The organism is Mycobacterium sp. UM_Kg1 (assembly GCF_000972925.1).
Classification (GTDB): Bacteria; Actinomycetota; Actinomycetes; order Mycobacteriales; family Mycobacteriaceae; genus Mycobacterium; species Mycobacterium hiberniae.
Map to the genome: position 1 here is coordinate 1 of NZ_JRMK01000056.1, position 25559 is coordinate 25559.

At 67.7% G+C, this 25559-nt stretch carries 19 protein-coding genes, 1 tRNA gene and 1 pseudogene; 6 read left to right on the plus strand and 15 right to left on the minus strand.

Annotation, left to right across the window (positions count from 1 at the left end):
- On the plus strand, window positions 1–1909 hold a 1909-nt coding region (locus LI92_RS10650), incomplete at its 5' end, for an ATP-dependent DNA helicase UvrD2 (RefSeq protein ID WP_046318673.1).
- 303 nt (window positions 1910–2212) lie between these two features.
- Window positions 2213–2458, plus strand: coding sequence for a WhiB family transcriptional regulator (locus tag LI92_RS10655; protein WP_046318674.1), 246 nt, complete (start codon window positions 2213–2215; stop codon window positions 2456–2458).
- A gap of 11 nt (window positions 2459–2469) precedes the next feature.
- Here LI92_RS10655 and LI92_RS10660 read toward each other — a convergent pair whose 3' ends face one another.
- The 3 genes from LI92_RS10660 to LI92_RS10670 all read right to left on the minus strand — a co-directional run bounded on the left by LI92_RS10660 (window position 2470) and on the right by LI92_RS10670 (window position 6137).
- Window positions 2470–3825: a macrolide-binding ATPase MABP-1 gene (locus LI92_RS10660; protein WP_046318677.1), complete on the minus strand. Its 1356-nt coding sequence runs from the start codon at window positions 3823–3825 to the stop codon at window positions 2470–2472.
- Between the two features lie 54 nt (window positions 3826–3879).
- Entirely contained in the window at window positions 3880–4725 is an 846-nt protein-coding gene (locus tag LI92_RS10665; protein ID WP_046318679.1) for a TOMM precursor leader peptide-binding protein, read from the minus strand.
- Window positions 4726–4802: 77 nt separating this feature from the next.
- Window positions 4803–6137 (minus strand): zinc-dependent metalloprotease, encoded by a 1335-nt coding sequence (locus LI92_RS10670; RefSeq protein WP_046318702.1) that lies wholly within the window; start codon window positions 6135–6137, stop codon window positions 4803–4805.
- 100 nt (window positions 6138–6237) lie between these two features.
- On the opposite strand from LI92_RS10670, the gene LI92_RS10675 reads away from it, so the two are divergent.
- Window positions 6238–7257, plus strand: coding sequence for a YlbL family protein (locus tag LI92_RS10675; RefSeq protein ID WP_046318681.1), 1020 nt, complete (start codon window positions 6238–6240; stop codon window positions 7255–7257).
- 57 nt (window positions 7258–7314) lie between these two features.
- A complete protein-coding gene (locus LI92_RS10680; protein WP_046318682.1) occupies window positions 7315–10275 on the plus strand; it encodes a UPF0182 family protein in 2961 nt (986 codons plus the stop codon).
- A 13-nt stretch (window positions 10276–10288) separates the two neighbouring features.
- Here the strand turns inward: LI92_RS10680 and LI92_RS10685 are convergent, their stop codons facing one another.
- Together LI92_RS10685 and LI92_RS10690 are read right to left on the minus strand one after the other, a co-directional pair.
- Entirely contained in the window at window positions 10289–11092 is an 804-nt protein-coding gene (locus LI92_RS10685; protein WP_046318683.1) for an oxygenase MpaB family protein, read from the minus strand.
- Window positions 11093–11135: 43 nt separating this feature from the next.
- Window positions 11136–11369, minus strand: coding sequence for a hypothetical protein (locus tag LI92_RS10690; RefSeq protein ID WP_046318685.1), 234 nt, complete (start codon window positions 11367–11369; stop codon window positions 11136–11138).
- Between the two features lie 134 nt (window positions 11370–11503).
- On the opposite strand from LI92_RS10690, the gene LI92_RS10695 reads away from it, so the two are divergent.
- Window positions 11504–11577, plus strand: a tRNA-Met gene (locus tag LI92_RS10695).
- A 331-nt stretch (window positions 11578–11908) separates the two neighbouring features.
- Here the strand turns inward: LI92_RS10695 and LI92_RS10700 are convergent.
- From LI92_RS10700 to LI92_RS10730, 7 genes are all read right to left on the minus strand, one after another.
- Entirely contained in the window at window positions 11909–12112 is a 204-nt protein-coding gene (locus tag LI92_RS10700; RefSeq protein WP_046318686.1) for a cold-shock protein, read from the minus strand.
- A gap of 133 nt (window positions 12113–12245) precedes the next feature.
- Complete coding sequence (locus LI92_RS10705) at window positions 12246–15410, minus strand: bifunctional cytochrome P450/NADPH--P450 reductase (protein ID WP_046318703.1); 3165 nt, start codon at window positions 15408–15410, stop codon at window positions 12246–12248.
- A 77-nt stretch (window positions 15411–15487) separates the two neighbouring features.
- On the minus strand, window positions 15488–17176 hold the full coding sequence (locus LI92_RS10710) for a tetratricopeptide repeat protein (RefSeq protein ID WP_046318687.1): 1689 nt from the start codon (window positions 17174–17176) through the stop codon (window positions 15488–15490).
- A gap of 144 nt (window positions 17177–17320) precedes the next feature.
- Complete coding sequence (locus tag LI92_RS10715; protein ID WP_046318689.1) at window positions 17321–18370, minus strand: hypothetical protein; 1050 nt, start codon at window positions 18368–18370, stop codon at window positions 17321–17323.
- A gap of 23 nt (window positions 18371–18393) precedes the next feature.
- A complete protein-coding gene (locus LI92_RS10720; RefSeq protein WP_046318692.1) occupies window positions 18394–19620 on the minus strand; it encodes an acyl-CoA dehydrogenase family protein in 1227 nt (408 codons plus the stop codon).
- An 82-nt stretch (window positions 19621–19702) separates the two neighbouring features.
- On the minus strand, window positions 19703–20653 hold the full coding sequence (locus LI92_RS10725; protein ID WP_046318694.1) for a LysR family transcriptional regulator: 951 nt from the start codon (window positions 20651–20653) through the stop codon (window positions 19703–19705).
- A gap of 63 nt (window positions 20654–20716) precedes the next feature.
- Window positions 20717–21709 (minus strand): isopenicillin N synthase family dioxygenase, encoded by a 993-nt coding sequence (locus tag LI92_RS10730; RefSeq protein ID WP_046318696.1) that lies wholly within the window; start codon window positions 21707–21709, stop codon window positions 20717–20719.
- A gap of 178 nt (window positions 21710–21887) precedes the next feature.
- Between LI92_RS10730 and LI92_RS10735 the strand changes: the two genes are divergently transcribed.
- Complete coding sequence (locus LI92_RS10735) at window positions 21888–23156, plus strand: APC family permease (protein ID WP_046318705.1); 1269 nt, start codon at window positions 21888–21890, stop codon at window positions 23154–23156.
- Window positions 23157–23160: 4 nt separating this feature from the next.
- On the opposite strand, the gene LI92_RS10740 is transcribed toward LI92_RS10735, so the two are convergent.
- The 3 genes and pseudogenes from LI92_RS10740 to LI92_RS10750 all read right to left on the minus strand — a co-directional run.
- A complete protein-coding gene (locus LI92_RS10740) occupies window positions 23161–24555 on the minus strand; it encodes a TIGR00366 family protein (protein ID WP_046318698.1) in 1395 nt (464 codons plus the stop codon).
- Window positions 24556–24640: 85 nt separating this feature from the next.
- Window positions 24641–25255: a TetR/AcrR family transcriptional regulator gene (locus LI92_RS21835; RefSeq protein WP_082109665.1), complete on the minus strand. Its 615-nt coding sequence runs from the start codon at window positions 25253–25255 to the stop codon at window positions 24641–24643.
- Window positions 25252–25559: pseudogene (locus tag LI92_RS10750) on the minus strand (monooxygenase); the annotation flags it as partial. The pseudogene LI92_RS10750 and the gene LI92_RS21835, both read right to left, overlap by 4 nt.

A 25559-nucleotide genomic window follows, 5' to 3' on the forward strand; every position in this document is an offset into this window, starting at 1 on the left:
CGCCGGAGTGCAGGCGCTGACCTTCCACGCGGCCGCTCGCCGGCAACTGCGCTACTTCTGGCCGCGGGTGGTCGGCGACACCGCCTGGGAGCTGCTGGACCGCAAGTTCGGGGTGGTTGCGCGCGCCGCCGGGCACGCCGGTCTGCGGCTGAGCAACGACGACGTTCGCGACGTGGCCGGCGAGATCGAGTGGGCCAAGGCCTCGCTGATCGGGCCGGAACAGTATCCCGGGGCGGTGGCCGCGGCCGGCCGCGACATCCCGTTGGACGCGGCGAAACTGGCTGACGTCTACGCCGGTTACGAGGCGCTCAAGGCCCGGGGCGAGGTGGCGATGCTCGACTTCGACGACCTTCTGCTGCACACCGCTGCGGCCATCGAGAACGATGCGGCGGTGGCAGCGGAGTTCCGGGATCGCTACCGCTGCTTCGTCGTCGACGAATACCAGGACGTCACGCCGCTGCAGCAGCGCGTGTTGTCGGCCTGGCTGGGCGAGCGCGACGACGTGACCGTGGTCGGCGACGCCAACCAGACCATCTACTCGTTCACCGGAGCCTCGCCGCGCTACCTGCTCGACTTCACCCGCCGGTTCCCCGACGCGGTCCTGGTACGCCTGGAACGCGACTACCGCTCCACCCCCGAGGTGGTGTCGCTGGCCAATCGGGTGATCGCCGCCGCCCGGGGGCGGGTGGCCGGCAGCAAGCTGAAGCTGATCGGTCAGCGCGAATCCGGCCCAACGCCGGTCTTTCGGGAACACCCCGACGAGGTCGCCGAGGCCACCGCGGTGGCCAAATCGATCGCGCGGCTGATCCACGACGGCGTCGCGCCGGCCGAGATCGCCGTGCTGTACCGCATCAACGCGCAGTCCGAGGTCTACGAGGAGGCTCTCACCGAGGCCGGGGTCGCTTACCAGGTCCGCGGCGGTGAGGGGTTCTTCACCCGCCAGGAGATCCGCCAGGCGCTGGTCGCCCTGCAACGGGCCGCGGAAAGAGAAGGTGCGCGCGGCGAAGCCGGGCGCAGCGGGTCGGAGCTGTCGGCCGGCGACGATCGCAAGCGCGGCGAAGCCGGGCGCAGCGGGTCGGAGCTGTCGGCACTGGTGCGCGGCATTCTCGAACCGCTCGGTCTGACCGCCGAACCACCGAGCGGGGCCACGGCGCGCGAGCGCTGGGAGGCACTGGGCGCACTGGCTGAACTGGTCGACGACGAAGTGGCCCAGCGACCCGACCTCGACCTGCCCGGGCTGGTCGCCGAACTGCGGGTACGCGCCGACTCCCGGCACCCCCCGACGGTGCAGGGGGTCACCCTGGCGTCGCTGCACGCCGCCAAGGGCCTGGAGTGGGACGCGGTGTTCCTGGTCGGCCTGGCCGACGGCACGCTGCCCATCTCCCATGCCCTGGCCCACGGCGCCGACAGTGAGGCGGTCGAGGAGGAGCGCCGCCTGCTGTATGTGGGGGTGACCCGGGCCCGGATTCACCTGACCCTGAGTTGGGCGCTGGCCCGCGCCCCGGGCGGTCGGGCCGGCCGCAAGCCGTCGCGCTTCCTCAGCGGTATCGCCCCGCAGGCCGACGCCTCCACCACACCGGCCAAACGCCGGTCCCGTGGTGCCCCAAAACACTGCCGTGTCTGCAACAAGGTGCTGGTCACCCCGGCGGCCATCATGCTCAGCCGCTGCGAGACCTGCGCCGCGGATGTCGACACCGACCTGCTGGTCGCCCTCAAGGACTGGCGACTGCGGACCGCCACCGAGCTGAAAGTGCCCGCCTACATCGTCTTTTCCGACAACACCTTGACCGCGATCGCCGAGATGCTGCCCGGCGACGAGGCCGCCTTGGTGGCTATTCCGGGTATCGGAGCGCGCAAGCTGGAACAGTTCGGCTCCGACGTGCTGGAGATGATCCGCAACCGGGGCTGACGGCGGTTCTGGAGAAAATTCGGTTGTGGGGTGGTGCGCCCAGCGGTTACCCTTCGGACCCATGACCACGATCAGCGTCCTGTGGGTACGCCCGGCCGGCGCGCGCCATGGCGCCGCTGCCCAGGCAGTGGCGATTCACGCCGCCGCCGAGTCCGTGCATCGGGGTTCGCCTTAGGGCCGCTGCTCCCCAGCCACCCGATGACCACGGACCCAACCAGGATCCGTGGTCATTTTTTGTTTTCGGCCAGCCCGCCTTCCGGCCCGGATCCGACCAACACGAGCCGACCGGAAAGCAGGTACACCATGTCGAGAAAACTTCAGCTGCCGTGCACGGGCGACCCCGACCTGTGGTTCGCGGAGAACCCGGCCGACCTGGAGCGGGCCAAGGGACGCTGCGCTGGGTGCCCGATCCGCCAGCAGTGCCTTGCAGCGGCGCTGCAGCGCGGCGAACCGTGGGGCGTGTGGGGCGGCGAGATCCTCGACCGGGGCAACGTGGTGGGCCGTAAACGGCCCCGCGGCCGGCCGCGTAAGCAGCCGCTGGCCGCCTAGGTCCGGCAGGCTCAGGCCGACGGCTCGGCCAGAACCTCGTCGGGGTGGGCGAAGCCCGGCACCAGTTCCTCGGAGATCCGCCTGGTCGGCACATGTGCGTCGAGCTGGCACAGGATCGCCGTGGTGGAACCGAGCACCCGCATCGGCATCGCCAGCTTGGGCGGCAGGTCCAGCTGGCGGGCGGTCTTGAGCTGCTCCACCGGCCGCTCGAGCTGTTTGCCGGCCATCCGCATCAGCCACCTGCGGGTGTAGTGGAACACCTCGACCTGAACCGGTTCGACGTGCTGGCGCAGCATCTCGTCGATCTCGCGCACGGAGACGTCTTGGCCCTTCTGGATGAAGCCGCCCTGGCGCATGACCGCGATGACCTTGTCGTAGTCACCGTCGTAGGCAAAACGTACGGACGCACCCAGTTCCGGGGGGAACCCGCCGGGCAGGGGTGCCACCGCGCCGAAGTCGATGATGCCCATCCGGCCGTCGGGCAGCAGCATGAAGTTGCCGGGGTGCGCGTCGCCGTGGATCAGCTCCAGCCGGCGGGCCGCGTCCCAGGTGAATTCCGCCAGCCGGGTGCCCATCAGGTCGCGCTGCTCGACGGTGCCGGTGCGGATGATCTCGGCCATGCCCACGCCGTCGATCCACTCCTGGATCACCGTCTTGGGTGCGCTGGCCACGACGTTGGGGATGCAGAAGTGCGGATGCCCGGCGTAGGCCTTGGCGAAGATGCGCTGGTTATCGGCCTCCAGCCGGTAGTCCAGCTCCATCTCGGTGCGCTCGATCAGCTCGTCGATGACGCCCTTGACGTCGACGCCCGGGGCCAGCTGCTTGAAGACGCCGGTCAGCCGCCGGATGGTCTTGAGGTCGGCACGCAACGCCTCGTCGGCGCCGGGGTACTGGATCTTGACCGCTACCGGGCGGCCGTCGGCCCAGACCGCCTTGTGCACCTGCCCGATGCTGGCTGAGGCGATGGGGGTGTCGTCGAAGGAACTGAACCGTTCCCGCCACTTCGTGCCCAGCTGTCCGTCGAGCACTCGGTGCACCTTGTCCGCGGGCAGCGGTGGGGCGTCCTTCTGCAGCTTGGTCAGCGCCTCCCGGTAGGGCTCACCGAACTCCTCGGGGATGGCCGCTTCCATCACCGACAGGGCCTGGCCCACCTTCATGGCGCCGCCCTTGAGTTCACCCAGGACGGTGAACAGCTGATTGGCCGCCTTCTCCATGAGCTCGGCGGTGACCTCGTCCTTGGACTTGCCCGTCAGCCGCTTTCCGAACCCGAGCGCTGCCCGGCCGGCGAAGCCGACGGGCAGGCTGGCCAGCTTCGCATTGCGCGCCGCGCTACCGCGTTTGATCTCTGACACGTATCTATCATCCACGACGTTGTTGTGGCGCCGGTCACCGCGTTGATAATCCCTGGTGGCGATGCCAGCTCAGCAGTCGCACAGCGGATGACGAATCCAGTGGCGGGTCAGCATCGATCCGCTCGCCAGATCCAGTTCCAGGGTGGCGTCCAGCGTCGGTGGGGCCGGGCCGGCCGCGTTGCCGCGCACCGCCGCCACCACCTGGTCGACCTGGCTCAGCGCCAGCGCCGCTGTGGCCAGCACCGTCGCCCGGTCGGCGGGCGTCACGGTGTGGCGCAGCTGGGCGGCTACCGCGGGCCACGCGCCGTCCCGGTCCCGCCGGTGCAGGTCCGCGCAGCCCAAGCAGCTGGTGACACCCGGCAGCACCAGCGGGCCGACCACTCCGGTTCCGTCGCGCACCCGCACCGGCAGGTGGGCCACCCGCTCGGCGTGCAACTCGCGCACCAGCCGTGGGTCGGGGACCAGATAGTCGGCCAGCACCACCAGATCGGTCCCCGCCGTGCCGACCGCGGCGTGCGACTGACTGCTGCGCCGGACGACCGCGCTCGTGCACCGCAGCGATTCGACCAGCAGATCCGACAGGGGACCCCGGCCGTGCACCCGCAACGTCACGGTGCGGCACCGGCGGCGCGCCCCGCCGCCGCGGACCGCCACCCGCGCGGTGACCAGCGCGGTCAGTAGGGCGTCCAGTTCCTCGGCGTCCACGCTGCCGTACGCCGCGGCCTGGTGACGCAGCGCGGCAGCGGTGACCGGGAGCTGCATCGCGCGCAACAGGGCGGCCAGCGCGGACGCGGTCAGCCCGCGAGGTGGGCGCACCAGCACACCCCGGCGCGGATCCCACCCGACTTGCACCGTCCCGTCGGGACGCAGCAACACCGGCAGCGCCGGGTCCAGGGTGTAGGTATCGGTGGACACGGTCTGACCCTGGCATGGTCGCCGCCGACGCCCCGCCGGTTATCCACAGTGCGACCGGGGCGCTGGGCGGCGTGCGGTTAGCTGTCGTCGTCGGGCTTGTCGGCCTCGCGCTGGAATTCGGCGATCGCCTGGTCGATGGCCGAATCGACGTCGCTGGAACCGCCGATGATCCGGTCGATGAACGCCGCCGGATTGTCCAGATCGGCGGCCTCGGGCAACAGATCGGGATGCTGCCAGACCTTGTCGCGCGCATCCGGCCCGACCGCGGCAGTCAGCCGTTCCCACAGCGCGGCGGCCTCGCGCAGCTTGCGCGGCCGCAGCTCCAGACCGACCAGGGTGGCGAAGGTCTGCTCGGCGGGACCCCCGGTGGCCCGACGCCGGCGAAGCATCTCCGAGAGGGCCGCGGTGCCCGGAATCCGGTCGCCGAGTGCCGCATCGACCACCGTCTGCACCCAACCCTCGATGAGCGCCAGCAGGGTCTCCAGGCGCTCCAGCGCGGCAAGCTGCTCGGGGGTCGACTGGGGCTCGAACACGCCCTGGTTGAGCAGTTCGTTCATCGCGGCCGGATCGGCCATCGCCGACGGATCGAAGCCCTGGGCCAGTTCCTCGATGCCCCGGATGTCGATCTTCATGCCCCGGGCATAGGCCTCGACGGCGCTGAGCAACTGGTGCGACAGCCACGGCACGTGGGCGAACAGCCGGTGGTGGGCGGCCTCGCGGGCGGCCAGGAAAGTGACGACCTCACTGCGCGGCTGCTCCAGGCCGCCGGCCAGTTCCTCGATCGCCCCGGGCAGCAGGGCGGCCACGCCGCTCGGACCCAGCGGCAGACCGATGTCGGTGGAGGTCAGCACCTCCCCGGACAACCGGCCCAGCGCCTGACCTAATTGGGAGCCGAACGCCAACCCGCCCATCTGCGACATCACCGACAGCAGCGGGCCGGCCATACTCTTGGCCTCCTCCGGCAGCGCCGACGCCCACACCGACGAAACCTGTTCGGCCATCGGGTCGCACAGCCGCTGCCAGGTGGAGATGGTGTTCTCGACCCAGTCCACCGGCGTCCAGGCCACCCCGCGGGTGGTGCCGGCCGGCAACGGGGTGGCACCGTCGAGCCATGTTTCGGCCAGGCGCACCGCATCGCCGATGGCCGTCGCGGTGGATGCGCTGACCGGGGACACCGCGCCGATCGACTTGATCGCGACCTGACGTGCCAGGTCATAGTTCACCGGTCCCGCCGGGCGGCCGTCGGCGCTCACCCGGCCGGCGCCGCTGAACATCTGTCCGAGCTGGGTGAAAACCTGGCCCAGATCGGCCATATTGAAGCCGGCGCCCATGCCGAACGGGTCGGTGGGCCCAGAGCCTCGCTCGCGGTCGGGGTCGTCCCCGGATGAGAAACCGAAGGGCAGATCAGCCATAGACACAACCGTACCCACCGGCACCGTCCGGCGGTACGACACACGGCCCGCGGCGATCGGGCCGTCCGCGCCGGCGCCGGGGCCGTTTACCATACCCGGGGTGAACAGGCGGATTCTGACGCTGTTGGCGGCTGTGCTGCCGGTGGTCACGTTCGGCGTACTGCTGACGGCGGTGACAGTGCCGTTCGTGTCGCTGGGGCCGGGGCCCACCTTCGACACGCTCGGCGCCATCGACGGCAAGCAGGTGGTGGCTATCGAGGGGACCACCACCCACCCGACGACCGGTCACCTGAACATGACCACGGTCTCGCAGCGCGACGGGCTGACCCTGGGGGAGGCGCTGGCGCTGTGGCTGTCCGGGCGGGAGCAACTCATGCCTCGTGACCTGGTCTATCCGCCCGGCAAGTCCCGCGAGGAAGTCGACGAAAGCAACACCGCCGACTTCCGGGCCTCCGAGCAGAGCGCCGAATACGCCGCCCTGGGCTACCTCCGGTATCCGTCGGCGGTCACCCTCGCCGACGTCCACGATCCGGGACCGTCCGCGGGGGCCCTGCAGCGCGGCGACGCCGTGGACGCCGTCAACGGCAAACCGGTCTACACCGTGGAGCAGTTCACCGCGCGGCTGGCCGACACCAAACCGGGCGAGACGGTGGCCATCGACTACCGGCGCAAGAACGCCGCACCCGGGACCGCCCGGATTACGCTCGGAGAGAACAAGGACCGGCCCAACGGCTTTTTGGGTGTCTCGGTCCTCGACGCGCCCTGGGCGCCGTTCAGCATCGACTTCAACCTCGCCAACATCGGCGGGCCCTCGGCGGGGCTGATGTTCTCGCTGGCCGTGGTGGACAAGCTGACCACCGGCACCCTGGCCGGATCGAACTTCGTCGCCGGCACCGGGGTCATCAAATCCAACGGTCAGGTGGAGTCGATCGGCGGGATCGCCCACAAGATGACGGCCGCCCGCGAGGCCGGCGCGACGATGTTTTTGGTCCCGGCCGACAACTGCTACGAGGCGCGGGCGGACAACAAGGGCTTGCAGCTGATCAAGGTCGACAGCCTCGCCCAGGCGGTGGGTGCACTGCGCACCGTCACCGAGGGAGGTCAGCCGCCCTCTTGCTGATCCCGGAGTTGGCTACAGTGGGGCCGTCGGGGACAACTGAGCTAGGGAGCGTGGCACGTGGGGATGCGGCCCACCGCGAGGATGCCGAAATTGACCGCGCGCAGCCGGATCATGGTCGGCAGCGCGTTCGTCGTGATCGCGCTGCTGTTAGTGGGGCCGCGGCTGATCGACGGCTATGTCGACTGGCTGTGGTTCGGCGAGCTGGGCTACCGCTCGGTGTTCGTCACGACCTTGCTGACCCGACTGATCACGTTCGTGGTGGTGACGTTGCTGGTCGGCGGGATCGTCTTCGCCGCGATGGCCGCGGCCTTCCGGGCCCGGCCGGTCTTTGTTCCCAGCAACGGTGTCAACGACCCGGTGGCCCGCTACCGGACCACGGTGCTCTCGCGGCTGCGGCTGTTCGCGATCGGGATTCCGGTCGCGATCGGTGTGCTGGCCGGGATCGTGGCGCAGAGCTACTGGGTGCGCATCCAGCTGTTCCTGCGGGGCGGTGACTTCGGGATCACCGATCCGCAGTTCGGCAAGGACATGGGCTTCTACGCCTTCGACCTGCCGTTCTACCGGCTGGTGGTGGGGCTGGTGCTGGCGACGCTGTGCCTGGCCACCATCGCGAATCTGGCGACGCACTACATCTTCGGCGGCATCCGGCTGTCCGGGCGCGCCGGTGCCCTGAGCCGTCCGGCACGCATCCAGGTGGTCAGCCTGATCGGCACCCTGGTGCTGCTCAAGGCCGCCGCCTATTGGCTGGATCGCTACGAGCTGCTCAGCCACACCCGCACGGGCAAGCCGTTCACCGGGGCCGGCTACACCGACATCAACGCGGTGCTGCCCGCCAAGATGATCCTGCTGGCGATCGCGCTGATCTGCGCGGTCGCGGTGTTCTCCGCGATCGTGCTGCGCGACCTGCAGATCCCGGCGATCGGTCTGGTGCTGCTGCTGCTGTCGTCGGTCGTGGTCGGTGCGGGCTGGCCGTTGATCGTCGAACAGTTCAGCGTCAAGCCCAACGCGGCGCAGAAGGAAAGCGAATACATCTCCCGCTCCATCACCGCCACCCGGCAGGCCTACGGGCTGACCGAGGATGTGGTGACCTACCGGGACTACCGCGGCGACGCGCGCGCGACGGCGGCGCAGGTGGGCGCCGACGCGGCCACCACGTCGAACATCCGGCTGCTGGACCCGACCATCGTCAGCCCCGCATTCACCCAGTTTCAGCAGGGCAAGAACTTCTACTTCTTCCCCGACCAGCTGACCATCGACCGGTATCGCGACGGTGACGGCCAGCTGCGCGACTACGTGGTGGCCGCCCGCGAGCTCAACCCGGGCCGGCTGATCGACAACCAGCGCGACTGGATCAACCGGCACACCGTGTACACCCACGGCAACGGCTTCATCGCCTCGCCGGCCAACACCGTGCGCGGGATCGCCAACGACCCCAACCAAAACGGTGGATACCCGGAGTTCCTGGTCAACGTGGTCGGCGCGAACGGCGGGGTGGTCTCCAACGGTCCGGCCCGGCTCGAGCAGCCGCGCATCTACTACGGCCCGGTGATCGCCGACACCGTCTCCGACTATGCGATCGTGGGGCGCAACGGTCCCGACCGCGAGTACGACTATGAAACCAACACCGAGACGAAGAACTACACCTACACCGGCACCGGCGGGGTTCCGATCGGAAACTGGCTGGGCCGCAGCGTGTTCGCCGCAAAGTTCGCCGAACGCAACTTCCTGTTCTCCAACGTGATCGGCGCGGACAGCAAGATCTTGTTCAACCGTGACCCGGCGAAACGGGTACAGGCGGTGGCGCCGTGGCTGACCACGGACTCCACGGTGTATCCCGCGATCGTCAACAAGCGGCTGGTGTGGATCATCGATGGCTACACCACGCTGGACAACTACCCCTACTCCGAGCTCACGTCGTTGTCCTCGGCGACCATGGACTCCAAAGACGTCGAGTTCAATCGTCTGTTGCCCGACCGGCGGGTGTCCTACATCCGCAACTCGGTGAAGGCCACCGTCGACGCCTACGACGGAACCGTCAGCCTGTACGCCCAGGACGAGAAGGATCCGGTGCTGCAGGCCTGGATGAGGGTCTTTCCGGGAACGGTCAAGCCCAAGGCGGACATCTCGCCTGAGCTCGCCGAGCATCTGCGCTACCCCGAGGACCTGTTCAAGGTGCAGCGCATGCTGCTGGCGAAATACCATGTCAACGATCCGGTGACCTTCTTCTCCACGTCGGACTTCTGGGATGTTCCGCTGGACCCCAACCCGACGGCCAGCAGTTTCCAGCCCCCGTACTACATCGTCGCGAAAAACCTTGTGAAGGAAGACGGTTCGGCTTCCTACCAGTTGACCAGCGCGATGAACCGGTTCAAGCGCGACTACTTGGCCGCCTACATCAGCGCCAGTTCGGATCCCGACACCTACGGCAAGATCACGGTGCTCACCATTCCCGGGCAGGTCAACGGTCCCAAGCTGGCCAACAACGCGATCACCACCGACACCACGGTCAGCCAGGACCTGGGTGTGATCGGGCGTGACAACCAGAACCGCATCCGCTGGGGCAATCTGCTGACCCTGCCGGTCGCCCAAGGTGGCCTGCTCTATGTCGAACCGGTCTATGCCTCACCGGGCACCAGCGACGCCGCGTCGTCCTACCCTCGCCTGATCCGGGTGGCGATGATGTACAACGACAAGATCGGTTACGGGCCAACGGTCTCCGACGCGCTCACCGGGCTGTTCGGGCCCGGCGCCAGCGCGGCGGCCACCGACATCGCACCGACCGAAAGCGGCGGTGCCGCGCAGGGCACGGCGCCGGCACCTCCGGCACCCGCCGCGGCGGTGCCGACGCCGCCGTCCGCCGAGGCCGGCTTGTCTCCGGCCAAAGCCGCTGCGCTGCGTGAGATCGACGCAGCCATCGCGGCGGTGCGCGACACCCAGCGCCGCGGAGACTTCGCGGGCTACGGTGCGGCGCTGCAGCGCCTCGACGACGCCATGGCCAAGTTCAACAACACCAAGTAGCGGGCAACGGCACTCAGCCGAGGTCCGCGGCCAGTGGTGTCCTGCTGCTATGCGCAGCGGCGGCACCCAGCGCGGTGCGTGCCCGGGCGTTCCAGTGGTGCCGGGGCGTCATCGGGGACAGCCGGCTCAACCGGACGAACTGCCGCAACGACCAGCGGTCCGCGGCCGTCACGTGCACGCCGGTCAGTTCCCGGGCGCGGGGATGCTGCAGGGCGCGGATCGCCGGCTGAGGGACCGCACGCATCCACCAATCGGTGGGCGCGAAGATCTGCTCGCGGAACGGCTCGAAGTGTGCCCCGGCCACCAGGTGCGCCGAGCAGTAGTCCTCGAAGTAGTCGACGAACGCCAGCCAGGTCGCCGGTAATGGCCGCGTCGAAATGCCGTATCGGCGATACCAGTCGCAGCACTGCTGATAGAGCTGCTCGTGTTCCGCGGCGTCGAGGGGGCCGATGAAGGTGATGACCATGAAGACCAGCGACTCGACGTAAGCGGCGTGCTGAAAGTGGAACAGGTCGGGATTCAGCGCGTGGTACTTGCGTCCCAGATCGTCGACGCCCTTGACATGTTCGTGGGCAAAACGCATCTGGGGCCGTAGGTCGAGGTCGGAATACGCGTAGTTGACCGCCTGGGTGAAGGTGCGCTTCTTGTGCAGCCAGATGCGCTTAGGTGTCAGGGCGTGCTCGCTGATGCCGGCGGCGATGCCGGGATGCAGCAGCAGCAGGCACACCGCCCGCGGGAGTACAAAAAGGTAGCGGCGGTCGGCCACGAAGTGCCACAGCATGCTGTCGGGCCCCAAGGTGTCCTCATGGTTGGCCATCCGGACTGCCTCCGTCGTCGCCGGGCGCGGTTGCGCTGTGCGGTCACTGTAGACAAACGCTCGCGATCACCAGCACCGGCCACCACAGCACAGATCCGAAGAACGACACCACCAGATCGAGGCCCTGCAGCTCGTGCAGGCGGGCGGTATGGGTCAGCGACCAGATCAGCCCGAGCATCAGGTAGGGCACGCCGAGCAACAGGCCCAGGCCGGCCAGTACGCCGACGTTGATGCGAAAACTGAGCAGCCGGCTGATGCTGTCGACAAGTCCGGGCATCTGTCGTCTCTTTCGCTGGGGCTCTCGGAATGCAGCATGGCATAGCGAAGTTGGGCCGACAAGGACGATGCTCCGACGCCGGGTGCAGGCGATTTGGCCCCTGGCCACTCATTCGGTAATCTCGTAGATACCAACGCGGGGTGGAGCAGCTCGGTAGCTCGCTGGGCTCATAACCCAGAGGTCGCAGGTTCGAATCCTGTCCCCGCTACTAGGTGAAACGGCCCTCGGAGGACACTCCGGGGGCCGTTTTCATGGGGGTTGGGAACGGATTGGTGAACGTCAGGATTCCTGGCTCGGGGATATTGGCCGGTACGGCGAGGCGACTGTCTGCTGTCACTTCGGCAGTACTGCACATCGCGCCGACAGGCTCCCAGGTTCCGACGAACAAGAATCCGAACTTGTCGATCGACCAAGCTGCGGGCCCGGTCCGCGGCTTTGTCGCGTCCGGTATTCGGCGCTCCGACGGCGGCCGGGGCCGGGACGACAAAAAGGCTGCCGCAGCTTTCGCTGCGACAGCCTCTTGAAGTCTGTGTGTTCGGTCAGATGACCGAAACGCCTACAGCCTGCGGACCTTTCGCGCCCTGTTCGATTTCGAACTGAACCCGAGCGTTCTCTTCGAGGGTGCGGAATCCGCTGCCGCCGATCTCAGAGTAGTGAACGAAGACGTCAGCCGCTCCGCCGTCGGGGGCGATGAAGCCGAAGCCCTTTTCGCCGTTGAACCATTTCACAGTGCCCTGTGCCATTTACTTCACTTCTTTCATTTTTCAAGCCCATCAAGCGATGATGTGCGTCCCTCACGCTACAGGGCGTTACCGGAGCTTTCCTGTGAAATGCACACGAGTCGAGCAGCCACGAGGGGCAGAGGCAGGCCCGTTGTCAGCCCGCCCACACGTCCTCGACGTATCGATCGGACTCCACCAGGCCGATAAGCCAGTCGCGAGCCTGGCTCTGGTCGCGGCCGGTCTGCGCGCGGTAGATGTCGAGGAATGCCTGCCGCACCGCCGGCGCCATCTTGGCGCCATCGCCACACACGTAGACGTGGGTGTCCTTCGCCGGGTTGCTGAGCAGTTCCCAGACCTCGTCGGCGTCCGCGGCGATCCGGTCCTGTACGTAGCGCACCCCGTCCTGCGGTGCACGGGAGAAGGCCGGGCGCATCCGGACCACCCCTACCGCTTCGGCGGCCTCGAACTGCTCCCGGAAGATGTAGTCCACGTCCGGGTTTCGGACGCCGAAGAAACACAGGGCCGGCGCATAGGGCGCCCCTTCCTGTTTGGCCGCCAAGCGATCGCCGAGGAAGCCGCGGAACGGGGCAACGCCTGTACCTGCGCTGACCAGGATCACATTCTTCGCGGGGTCGGCACCGGCACGGAACGCCTGGCGGGCCGGATCGACCCGCGCCCGAATCTGTGCACCCGGGGTGACGGCGGCCAGATGATTGGACGCCACGCCCCGGAATGCGCCTTGGAACAGCCCCGAGCCGGACCGAGCCGGCGCATCCAGCACGCTGACTACCAGCCCTACCAGGCCTGGTGTCAGGCGCGAGGACGACGCGATGGAGTAGTGGCGCGGTGTCATCGGCTCCAGCAGCTCGAGTAGCTCAGCGCCGGTCAGTGCGCACGCTGGGAACGCCGCCAGGCATTCGAAGGGGCTGAGGGGGCAGGGATCGGCCGAGGCGGCGAGCTGCTCGAGGCGTTCGCGCTCCGGTGGGTACGGGTTGGCCGCTGCCAGGCGCCGTAGTTGGCTTGACGTAACCGGCTTGCGCAACTCGACGAAGTGGGTCAGCAGCTCGCGTGCGCTCACCTCCCGGTCCAGTGCGATCAGCCGCCGCGAGGTGCGTCGAGGATTGATCGACAGCCGCCGTTCGCCGTCGATGCCGAGAAGGTCCAGGACCGTGTCGACCAGGTCCGGGGGATTGTCCGCCAGGACTGTCAGGTGATCACCCGTCTGGTACTCGACTCCCTCGGGAAGGACAACGCGGACAAAATGTTTCGCGGCCCCGGGGCCCGCGTCGTCGCCCACCAGGGCGGTGTTGTCCAGGACGGTCATCGGTGTCACCGCGAACCGGGCGTCGATCGCCGCCGTGACTGGGCCGATGATGGCGTGCATGTCGTAGAGCGGTTCGTCGGCGTCGGTGACCGGCGCCGCGTCCGGATCGCCGAAGTGCTCGCCGAGCGCTGCGCGCAACGCCGCGGAGAATTCCTCGACCGTGCCAGTCAGATCCCCTGAGGTGTCGGCGCAGGTCAGCGGGATCAGCGGCGGGGCGCCCAGTTCGGTCAGACGTTCGTCGATGTGCTTGGGTACCGCCTGGTAGGTCTCGGCCCAGTTGCGATCCCCGACACCGAGGACCGCGAAATAGGGAGCGCCGTCGAGTCCGGCGTCCGCGCCGAGCAGCCAGGCGAGGAAGGCGCGTGCGTCGTCGGTCGGCTGACCGTTGTACGACGAGGCGACGATGACGACCGCATCGGTCTGCGGCAGGGCTCCCGCGAAGTCGTCCAGCGGAGCGACGGTGACCAGGCAGCCAAGGTCGGTGGCCTCTTCGGCAAACTGCTTGGCCAGTGCGCGGCAGGTTCCCAGGTTCGAGCCGTGCAACACGGCCAACGTGGTGCCCGTTTTGACGGCGGAGCTGGCCAGACTCCGCTCTGGCGTCGCGACCGGCGGGGCGGCAGAGCTGCGGCGGTCCGGTGGTGTTCGCCGGATCAGGTCGAGCCGGAAAGCTATCGGGCGCCGGCTGCGTTCGCTGTCGAACTGCAGCACATAGTGTTGCGAGTCGATCAGGCGGTACCGGTGCACCAGCCGGGCGATGATCATGGTGGCCTCGTGCAGGGCGAACTGGCGGCCGATGCAGGACCGCGCTCCGGTGCCGAAGGGCTTGAACACCGCGCCGGGCCGCTCGGCGGATCGGGCGGGGTCGAACCTGTCCGGATCGAAGAGTTCGACGTTGTCGCCCCATGCGGGCGAACGATGCAGAGCGCCGGTGAGCACGGTGACGGCCTCGCCCCGTCTGATCGGGTACCGATCGCCGATGACCGTGTCCGACAGGGCTGTTCGGTCGAAGCTCAGTACCGGCGGGGACAGGCGCAGCGTTTCGTTGATGACCTGGCGCAGATAGTCGAGCTTGCCGATGTCGTCGTAGGTCGGCAGATAGTCGTCGTCTGCCCCGAAAACGGCATCGACTTCGGTTCTGACACGCCACAGCACTGCCGGATGGTGCAGCAGGTTGTAGAGCGCGGTGGGCATCAGCTCTGATGTGGTCAACTGGCCGGCGATCAGAAACGTCATGATCTGGTTGCGGATGTTGTCCGTAGGCAGCAGTGGCCGGCCGTCGGGGTCGCGACCAAGCATGACGTAGAGCAGGTCGTCGAGTTCGGGCGTGGCGGTCGCTTGGTGTTGCTCAATCAGCGCGTCAAAGCTGCGATGCAGATACGCCAGTTCCTCGTCGAGGTCGGCGGTGCCCTCGGTCGCTGCCAGCTTTCCCAGGGCCGCGGTGAAACGCTGCGGGATGGGGGCAAGGCCTTCGTGGCTGAACGAGTCGAATCGCGCACCGAAGCCGGCCAGGGCGACGGTGTCCATCGCGAGCTTCTGCAGGTCCGTCGACGCGTCCGCCGGCCGATGCCCGACGCAGCCATCCCAACGCTCGATCAGCTGGTTGCCGATGTCGAGCATGGCGCCGTGGTAGTTGCGCAGCCCGGCGTAGCTGAAACCCGGCATCAGGACGTCGTGGGCCTTCTGCCAGTTCGGTTCACCGTGGTAGGCGGTGAACAGACCGTCACCGGCGAGCTGGCGGACCCGCTCCAACGGCCGCATCGGGTTCTTGGCGAACCGGCTCTCGTCGCACAGCTCGTCGACCAGCTCCGGTGAGCACGCGTACAGCTTTCGCACACCGCTGAAGTCGGCGTAGAACAGCGGCCCGTGGATCTCCCCGAGGATGTCGATGGGCAGTGCATAGGGCCGACCGGCCAGGTCAGACGGTGGGGGCAGCGATCCCTCGGCGGACGGAACGCCGTCCAGTTCCGGTGGCAGCGACGCGGTGAAGTCGGCCATATCGGGCAGCATAGGCCGCTGGGACACGGGTGCGGTGCGTCAACGGCGTTTACCGCAGACTCGCGCTCGTTGGTGACCTAGCAGCAGTGGGGTGCCGGTGATGCCGCGGCGCCGATCAGGCTGCAGAAGCATGAGGAGCGGATGTCGTCGTCAGCCCGGGCCAGGGCGACGTCGCGTTGCGGTCTGATGGCGCGGGCCTGGTCGTGTCTGCCCAGTAGCTCATAGCAGCGGTGCAGTCCCACCAGCGCCCACACGTTGTTGGGATGCCGGTTGGATCGGATCACATCGTCGTTGAGGCCGAGATCGGCTTCGTAGGCGCGGGTCGCCTCCTCGACGTGTCCCTGCTCGAGCAGAAGCGCGCCCAGCGCGTGCCGACTGGGCATCATCCATCCCCACGGCTCGTCGTAGGGCAACAGATCTTCCCGCCGCACCGCCTCGCGCAGGTGGCCGAACGCAGCATCGAATTCGCCGCGATGGTAGGCGATTTCGCCGGCCAGCAGTTCGCGGGCGACACCGAGGATGTCGACGCAGCGCACGTTGTGCAGGTGCCGGCTCTCGGGAACCGTGGCCGCGGTCCGTTCGAAGAGGCGTTGCGCTGCCGCCGCGTCATCGTGTTGCTTGAGCGCGGCGTGGGCAACGCCCTTGCCGTAGTAGTTCATTGCCGCGGTCATGCAGAACAGTGCCGGATTGTCGGGTAGGGGGGCCGCAATCAGGTCGTGCCAGCGCCCGAAGCGGACCAGGGCATGGGTGCCGATGGACTTGTAGCCTTCGAGCCAGTCCGCCATCGGCGGGCTTTCGATCTCCACCAGTTCGTCGGGGATGGTGTCGTGCATGTCGCGCACCGCGTCCATCGCGGGACCGAACCGGCCGAGAAACATCGCTCCGTACAGCTTGAAGTGGTAGTTGTGCACGCGGTAGTTCGAGTAGAAGTTCTGCGCGCCCGCGTAACGCCAGTATTTGACGTCCTTCTCAATGCCGGTGTCGTTCCAGTCGACGACATCCTGGTAATGCCCGCACAGGATGTCGATGTGAGTGGGCATGTGCGCCAGATGCCCCGAATCGGGTACCAGGCGGCGCAATTCGTCAGCAACGCGCAGTGCTGCCTCGGGCGTGGCGGACATCTCCATGAGGTGGATGTAGAGGTGCCACAGGCCCGGATGGGGAGCTTCGCCTCGCGTGCGGCGCCCAGCGATCGCGGCTTCCAGCACCTCTCGGCACTCCAGGGTGGGTGAGCCTGCGGTGGGTTCGCCGGTCCGCAGATCCCACATGTTCCACGGGTTGAGATTCATCAACGCTTCTGCGAAGAACGTTGCGATGTCGGGGTCGCCGTCGAATCGGGTATAGCCCTGCCGCATCGCGTGCGCGTACTGCTCGTTCCACCCCTGCAGGTCTCCCGAGGGGCGCTCGGACTGATAGCGGAATTGCAGGGCGTCGATCAGTGCCCGGTCAGCGGGTGACGCATCCGCGGCGTGTGTCAGCGCCTTGGCGCTCGCCTGCCGGGCGAGCGCCAGAGCCGCCAGGGTCTCGCGTTCGTCGAAGAGCTCCCAGGGTTTGTTGTAGTTGGGTCCGGCCGCGTACGCGACGCCCCACCACGCCATGGCGCAGCCGGGGTCGTGGCGCAGCGCCTCGTGGAAGCACGCAGTGGCCTCTTCGTGGTTGAATCCGAATATCCAGTTCAGGCCCCGGTCGAACCACAGCTGGCACTCAGCAGAAGCCGAGGCGGTGGCACGACTGTAGGTGCCCAGGTCGAAACCGTAGCTGCTCAACCTCTCTGCTCCTCATTCATAACTCATCGCAGGATCCGCGCACCGCAGTCGAAGAACTCGGCCTGACAGCGCCGCTGCGAAGAAACACAAGATGAATTGCACCAAATGGCGAGCCGTCACGTCACTGTGGGGGACGGTGAGCGCTCAGGACGACAGCAGGGCAGGATCGTCCGTGGTGGACAGCTGCTGCCAGGCCAGGAGCACGGCTTCGAGTTGTTCGGGGGAGTGTCGTCCGAGTCCGCACTCGGTGGACAGCCCGAACCGGGGCAGGAATTCGGCGGCGATGGCGGCCCGTCGTCGAGCACCGGCGGCGCCGTCCTCGGAGTTGAGCAGGCCGAGATAGAACTCAGTCTCGGGTTCCAGGGCCAGTCCTGCGAGCGGCTGCCAGTGGGCACGTTTGTTCCATGTGGCCACTGTGGCGGCATGAATCGCGTTGATGGGGCGCGAGATATGACGAGCCAGGCCGTTGGACAACGCCACGATCGCGGACGTATCACGCGGCAGGATGTGTCGTCCTCCGCGCGCGGCGGCCTCTTCGGTCGGCGGCTCGCCCATGAACGGGGAGGCGCCGAACTTCGAGTCCCCGTAGCAGAGGTGAAACGTCAGGTCGACGTCGTCAGCGACCCAGCCCGCGAGCCGCGCAGTAGCCGCGAAGATCGATTCGTGGTCGGGGTAGGGATTGGGGAACCACCCTTCGATGGTGGCCAGTTCGGTGGGCAGGTCCCACTGGATGGCCAGGTCGGCGGGTGGGATCGCATCCTGGATGGCATCGACGCTGCGCCGCAGTGCAGATTCGTAGGCCAGCGCCACTTCGACCTGTGATTCAAAGTGGACGAACGAGTTCACCGCGTTGAACGGGGTGGCGATCGACACCAGGAACCTGCTGTCGGGCGCAAGAACTCCGGAGTCACGGGCGGTGCGAAAGTCGCGGTATGAGGCAAGTGCCGGCGAGTGGTAGTCGACATGGCCGAAGGAGACCGGCGTTGCCGGCCGGACCCTTGCGCGGTTGTCGGAGACGTCCAGGGTCGCGTTGGACAGGAAATGGGCCGAATGGTTGAGCACCCAGTTCGCGCGGTCGCCGGGTTCGCCGTCGGGGACGCGGCGCACGCCGGGCTGCAGGCGACCGCCGACGAGGTGGAACGCGGCCTGGGGCGTGGGGACGTTGATACTCCCGGTGAGGTAGAAGCTGGTCATCAGCGCTCCTTCGGATCGTGGTGTCACAGGAGCAGGCCGAGCCGCGGCGGCAGAGTTCCGTCGAGGGTATGCCGTCCCAGGTGGACGTATTTCCATCGCGCGGGGTCGTGCAGGGTGTGCACGCGCAGATTGCGCCAGTGCCGGTCGAGCGCAAATCTGGCGTCGGTGGCTGAAGCGCCGGCGAGTTCGAAGATTCCGCTGGCGATCTCGACGGAGTACTCCTGGGCGAGCGCCTTTGCGGCAGCCACTTGCAGAGAGGCGGCCGCGGCTGCTGGGCGAGTCAATACCGGTGCGGCCAGTGCGTCGTCGACCAGGCGCGCGCCGCGGGCCAACAGAGCTTCCAGGGCGTACAGCTTGGCGGTCAGCTCGCCGAATCGGCGGACGACGTGTGATTCGTCGGCGGCACGCTCGACCTGCGCCTCGAACCAGGGCCTGCTGCGCGATGAGACGAACCGTGCACCGTCTTCGAGTGCGGCGCGAGCGGCGCCGACATCGATGGCCGTGTGCAGCGCCTGATCGAATGCCCCCAACACCGACGGGTCCGCCGCTATGGGGTCGGGGTCGGGTCCTTCGTCGATGACAAGGTCATCGGCAACATGCACCTTGTCCAGAACGACTTCGCCACTGGCTGTTCCGCGCTGCCCGAAGGCTGACCACGCATCCAGATTCAAGGTGACACCCGGGTCGTCGGGGCGAATGAAGACGGTCGCACCGTGGTCGGTTCCATTGATCCGTGCGGCCACCGCGATCCACGTCGCGCCGAGTGAGCCGGTGGCGTAGAACTTGGTGCCCTCGAGCACCCAACCACCGTCGGAATGGCGGGTGACGGTGGTCGTGCGTTCCACGCTGGTGCGGGTGCCGCGCTCGACGCTGGCGTTGCCGAGCTGGGCGCCGTTGAGGACATCTCGATAGATCCTCGGCGCGGGTTCACGCGACGCGAGACCGCCAAGAGCGGCGGTCAGAACGTAATGCGACAGCAACAACTGGCCGACTGAGGAGTCGGCTTGCGCGAGAACCCGCAGCACCTCAACGGCGGTGGAGCGGGGCAGATCCGGTCCGCCGAAACTCGCGGGTACCAGAATGCCCAGCAGGCCCGAGTTACTGATCTGCCTCAGTGAGTCAGTCGGCAGGGCACCGTCGATCTCACGCTGGACGGCTCCCGCGGCAACTGACGCTGCGATGGTGGCTGCGGTGTCCAAAACATCCTCAACCGACCGCAGAACGGGTACGGCGGTGTCACTGATGGGCATCGCTGATGACTCCTGATCGTGTAGTTCGAACCTTGTGGTTGGAGAAGAAACTAGGAAAGCGGGGCGGCGGTGAACAGGTGGTTCAAGCGACGCTGGAAGCGCGTGCAGCAACACTGCACGCGGTGCCTTCCGCGATCGCCGCCCCGGCAGCGGCGATGAACCCGATCACGGCCGCCAGAACGCTGGCCGGTGCCGGGGGAGACGTGGTGGCGATGGCGACCGTGCGCACTGGGCGATGTCCCGCCACCCTGCGCACGGCGACGTCCGAGCGCGCCCCCGAGGCGGCCAGCGACGGAACCAGTGATACGCCGAGCCCAGCAGCGACGAGGCCTTGCACGGTTGCGTACTCTTCCGCGCGGTAACTGACCGTCGGCTCGAATCCCGCACGCCGGCAAGCGGTTCGAAAAACGCGGGTGTCGGGACACTGGCCCGTCTGGGTGCTCACCACCCAGTTGTCGCTGGCGAGGTCTGCCAGCGTTACCTCGGCCCGTCCGGCGAGGCGGTGTCCGAGCGGCAGAACGACGAAGAACTCGTCGTTATAGACCCCCATGGTGCTGATCCCGGGAAACTCGGGCCGCTCGCCGGGGACTTCGGTGACCATGGCGGCGTCGGCGTCCCCGCTGCGCAGCAGCTCGACTCCGTCGTCGGGGTCTACGGCCACCAACTCCACGCCAATCCCGGGCAACGCGCGGCGCGCCTGGGCGATCGCGGGCGGAAGGATCATTGCGGCGGCGCTGGCGAACGACGCGATGCGCACCACGCCCGGTCTTGAGGTGATCGACGCGAGGTCGCGTTCGGCGGCGGCAACCGCACCCATGATCGCCGGAACATGTTCGAGCAGCTTGCGCCCTGCCGGGGTCAGGCGCGCACCCGACGGGCCGCGCACCAGCAGTGAGCAGCACAGATCGCGCTCCAACGCCGTGACCTGCTGCGACACCGCTGAAGTGGTGTAATTGAGCGCGACGGCTGCCGCGCTCAACGATCCGGCACGTGCGATCTCCTGCAGCACCACCAGCCTGCGCACGTCGAACATCCCGGGAAGGCTAGGGCAGGACTCCCGTCCTCGATAGGTTTGCGATCACGGCGACGCCAATGCTCAGTAGCTCGAAGCCCCGGAGATCGGCGGCGTGATTCCGTGATGAAGTTCGGCGACGTCGGGATGAGCTCGGGTGCGGGACTTCCAGGCATTCTCGCCGTAGGTGTTGAAGATGGGATTGTCCGGATCGGCCTCGACACCGCGGGCCAGCCTGGCCAGTTCCGGCGGCAAGGTGATCACGGGGATCGTGGCGTCCAGCGCAGGGTTGAGGAAGTACGGGATGGACACGCGGTCGGTACCGGGTTTCGGTGATAACACCCGGTGCTGGGTGGCCCGAAGATAGCCACCGGTGGCGACCTCGAGAAGTTCGCCGATGTTGACGATGAAGGCACCCGGGACGGGTGGCACGTCGACCCACTCACCGGTGGTGAGCTCCACCTGTAAACCATCGGATTCGGGCTCTACCAGCAGCAACGTCAGCACCCCAGAATCCTTGTGTGCGCCGACTCCCTGTTCGCCGTCGGCGCGGCCGGGGTAGCGCACGACCTTGATCAGGGTCGCCGGCAGGGCGAACGCGTCGTCGAACAGACCTTCGGTCGCCCCCAGCGACACCGCCCACTGTCGCAGCAGGCGCAAGCCGACCGCCGACAGGGAGCGGTCCCACTGCTCGAATGCGGCCCGGAACCCGGCGGGCCGATCGGGCCACAGGTTGGGGCCCTGCAAGTGCCAATAGCCCCGCGCCTCGGGAAGTACTGGTCGTTCCGGACCGATATCGATCTGCTCGCGCCAGTCGACCAGGCCGTTCGTCAGCTCACCGCCCAGCCGTGAGTAGCCGCGGAACTGCGGACTTCTCAACTGACTGATTCGGTTCTTCTCGTGCACCGGCAGGGCGAAGAACCTCCTGGCCAGGGCCAGGATGGTCGTGATCTGAGCGTCGGGAACTCCGTGTCCGGTCAAGTAGAAGAAACCGAACGTGTGTGCCGCCTCCCGCAACGCAACGCGGAAACGCTCCGGGTCGGTGTCAGCGTCAGTCAGGTCGAGCACGGGCAACATGTCATCGACCCTGCACCATGGCGAACGTCTCGCCAAACCGCGTCAACGAGTCCTTCACGGGTGTGAAGAATCGGCACACAGTTTCGGCATCGATGAAGTGCCGGCCTTCGGCCGCTTACCGTGAACAGACCGAATCAGAGTTGTCGACTGTGGGGTGGGGATGGCCGAGGAACCGCAGATGCCGGCGCCCGGCGGGGCGCCGCATGAGCCACTGCGGCGCCAGCTGGGTGTCTTGGACGCGGTGCTGATCGGTCTGGGCTCCATGATGGGGGCGGGGATATTTGTGGCGGTGGCCCCGGCGGCGCGGGCGGCGGGCGGGGCGCTGCTGGTCGGCTTGGCGATCGCGGCGGTGATCGCCTACTGCAATGCGACCTCGTCGGCGCGGTTGGCGGCGCTGTACCCGGCCTCCGGTGGCACCTACGTGTACGGGCGTGAGCGGCTGGGGCCGCTATGGGGGTACCTGGCGGGTTGGGGCTTCGTGGTCGGCAAAACCGCGTCGTGCGCGGCGATGGCGTTGACGGTCGGGGTCTATGCCTGGCCGGCGCATCCGCACGCGGTGGCGGTGGGCGCCGTGGTGGTGCTGACGGCGGTGAACCTGACCGGTGTGCAGAAGTCGGCGTGGCTGACCCGGGTGATCGTGGCGGTGGTGCTGGCCGTACTGGCCGCGGTGATCGTGACCGCGTTCGTCGGCGGCCCCGCGTCGCTCCCGGCGACACCGGTGCCCTCGGCGCCGCTGGGTTCGGTGCTCCAGGCCGCGGGACTGCTGTTCTTCGCGTTCGCCGGCTACGCGCGCATCGCCACACTCGGTGAGGAGGTTCGCGATCCGGCCCGCACCATTCCCCGGGCCATCCCGATCGCTCTGGGGGTGGCCCTGGTGTTCTACGCGCTGATAGCGGTGGCGGCGCTGAATGTCCTTGGCCCGCAGCGCCTTGCCGAATCACCGGCACCATTGGCGCAGCTCGTGACCGACGCGGGCGCGCAGTGGTTGGCGCCGGTGGTTCGGGTTGGGGCGGTGGTGGCGGCGACGGGATCGCTGCTGGCGCTGATCTTGGGGGTCTCGCGCACGACGCTGGCGATGGCGCGGGACCGGTATCTGCCCGAAGCGCTGGCTGCGGTGCATCCCCGGTTCGGGGTGCCGTACCGAGCCGAGCTGGCGGTGGGGGCAGTGGTCGCGGTCCTGGCCGCCGCCACCGATATCCGCGGCGCGATCGGGTTCTCGTCGTTCGCAGTGCTGGTCTATTACGCGGTGGCGAATGCTTCCGCCTTGACCTTGTCGGCCCGCGAAGGCCGTCCGCTGCGGCTGATTCCGCTCGTCGGGCTGGCGGGATGCCTCATCGTTGCGTGCGCCATGCCGCGGGCCTCGGTTCTGGCCGGGCTGGCGGTCTTCGCGCTCGGGATCGCCGTCTACGGTGTGCACCGATATGCCGCGGCGACAAGGCACCCCTGAAGCGTCACACCACAAACGGGGCAATCAATGTCATCGCTCCCAACACGGTGAAACCGATGAAAAATGCCACCAGGGTGAATCCCATGACCTGGCGCACATGCAGCTTGGCGATCGCCAGCAACGGCAGCAGCCAGAACGGCTGGATCATGTTCGTCACACCCTCGCCGACGGCGACGGCCATGGAGACCAGTCCCAGATAGCCGGGGGAGTGCTGGCCGATCGCCAGCGCGGAGTCGACGGCGATCGGCCCCTGCACCGCCCAGTGGCCGCCGCCGGACGGCACGAACAGGCTGATGATCACCGACCCGACGAAGGTCAGAAACGGCAACGTGTACGCGGTCGCGCCGTTCACCAGGGTCTGGGCCAGCAGGGTCTGCAGTGGCTTGGCGCCTTCGGCGCCCTGATAGGCCAACAGCCCGACCAGACCGCCGTACAGCGGATATTGCAGCAGCAGAGGCCCGGAGACCCGCGCCGCACCGGTGAACGCCCGGATGAACCGGATCGGGGTGCGGTGCAGCAGGGCGCTGGTGACGGTGAACAGCATGATCATCGAGGAGACGTTGAGCACAAAGCCGCTGGCGGCGAAATAGGTGATGCCCGCGGCGAAGAGCACGACGTTGAGCACCCACAGGTTTTCCAGCCTTTCGGCGAACGTCCGGTTGCCCGGGTGCTCGACGGTGTCCTGGTCGTCGAACACCCCGGGATCGGGAGCAAGGCTTTCGGAGGGCTCCATGCGCCACACCGCGACCGCGAGCACGGCCAGCACCACGATCGCCGACAGCCAGCTGTACGGCTGGAAGATGGTCTGGCTCAACGGCACAGTGAATCCGGCGATCCTGTGGATCACGTTGATGGGGCTGCCGGGATCGGTGTTGGCCAGCGCGATCGACGACGAGAGCCCTTGCGTCCAGACGATGAACCCGGTGAACGCCGCGGCGACCAAATAGCCGAAATGCGAGTCGGGGAAGCGGCGTGCCACCTGGCGGGCGATCAGCGCGCCGGAGACCAGGCCCAGACCCCAGTTCAGCAGGGATAGAACGGCGCTGACGGCAAAGCAGAGCAAGGCCGCCTGGGCTTGGGTGCGTGGCCTTTCCGCGATGGCCGCGATGGACCGCTTCAGTGCGGGCGCTTCGGCCAGCGTGTAACCCGTCACCAGGATCAGCACCATCTGGAAGGCGAACGTGAAAATGTTGTCCGGCCCCCACACGCCGGCGTACCAGGCCTGCAGCATGCCGCTGGCCGAGGCGCCATCGACCAGCGTTGCGACCAGGCCCGCAACGATGAGCGTAAGTATCACCGCAAACAGATACGGATCAGGCATCAGGCGCTCCACGTAGCGGACACTGAGCCCGGTCAGCGACTGCATGACGCTGCGACGTCTCGTAGTCGGTGCGGTCATCGCGCCAACCTCTCGTCTGAACTGCGCGCGCAGCGGTCCCGCGCGCGTTGTCACGATAGATGCCGCAATGGCTCGGGCCGGTGTTTTAGCGCATCGTGGCGTGCAGGGCGTCGGTCATCGCATCGATGGCGGCCTCGCGCTCCAACGGCCAGCCGTCGACCAGCCACAGATGCATGAAGGAGTCGACCATGGTGTACATCATCGCGATGGCCAGCCGCAGTTTGGCCTCGGTGGCGCCGGGCATGACGCCGGCCTCGGCCCACTCGACGACGTTGGCCTCCATCGTGTCTCGGTGCGCCGCGGCGAATTCCGGGTCGGCCGCCCGCGCCTGATGCAGGGCCATGTAGAGCTGCGGCGTGCGGGTATAGAAGTCGACCAGCTTCTCAAAGAACGCCCTGATCGACGGCCGGCCGGATGCGCCGCCGCGCGGGGCGTCCTGCTGGGCCCAAACGGTCATCGCGGTGCTGCGCAGCTCGCGCAGCACCGCGGCTTTGGAGTCGAAATGGAGATAGAAGGTCGCCCGGCCGATGCCGGCCCGGCGCACGATGTCGTCGATGGTGACCGCGACGTAGCCGCGCTCGGCGAAGGCCTGAAGTGCCGCGGCCATGATGTGGTCGCGGGTCATGATGCGTTGCCGGTCGCGCATCGTCAATCGCGCAGGGGCCGGGGCGGTTCCGGCAGCCGATGCCGGTCCGGTCATTGCAGGATCACCCCCTGGAGCGCCCCGGCGCAGCGCCAGGCGTGCAGCATCGCGAAGAAGTCGACGGGCTTGCCGCCGAAGTTGGTCGAGAGCATTCCGTGCGGATTCTCCCGATCGCCCTCGGAGCTCAGATAACTCGGCGTGCACTCGGCGTAGAAGGCCTTGGGCTTTTCCGACGCTTCCTCCATGGCGGCCAGCCACTGGTCCTCGGCGGCCTTGGTGGCCTCGATGGTGTGTGCGCCCCGCTGCACGAATGTGGTGACCAGGTAGGCGAAGTGCCGGGCGCGTTCTTCGGCGGTGTGGG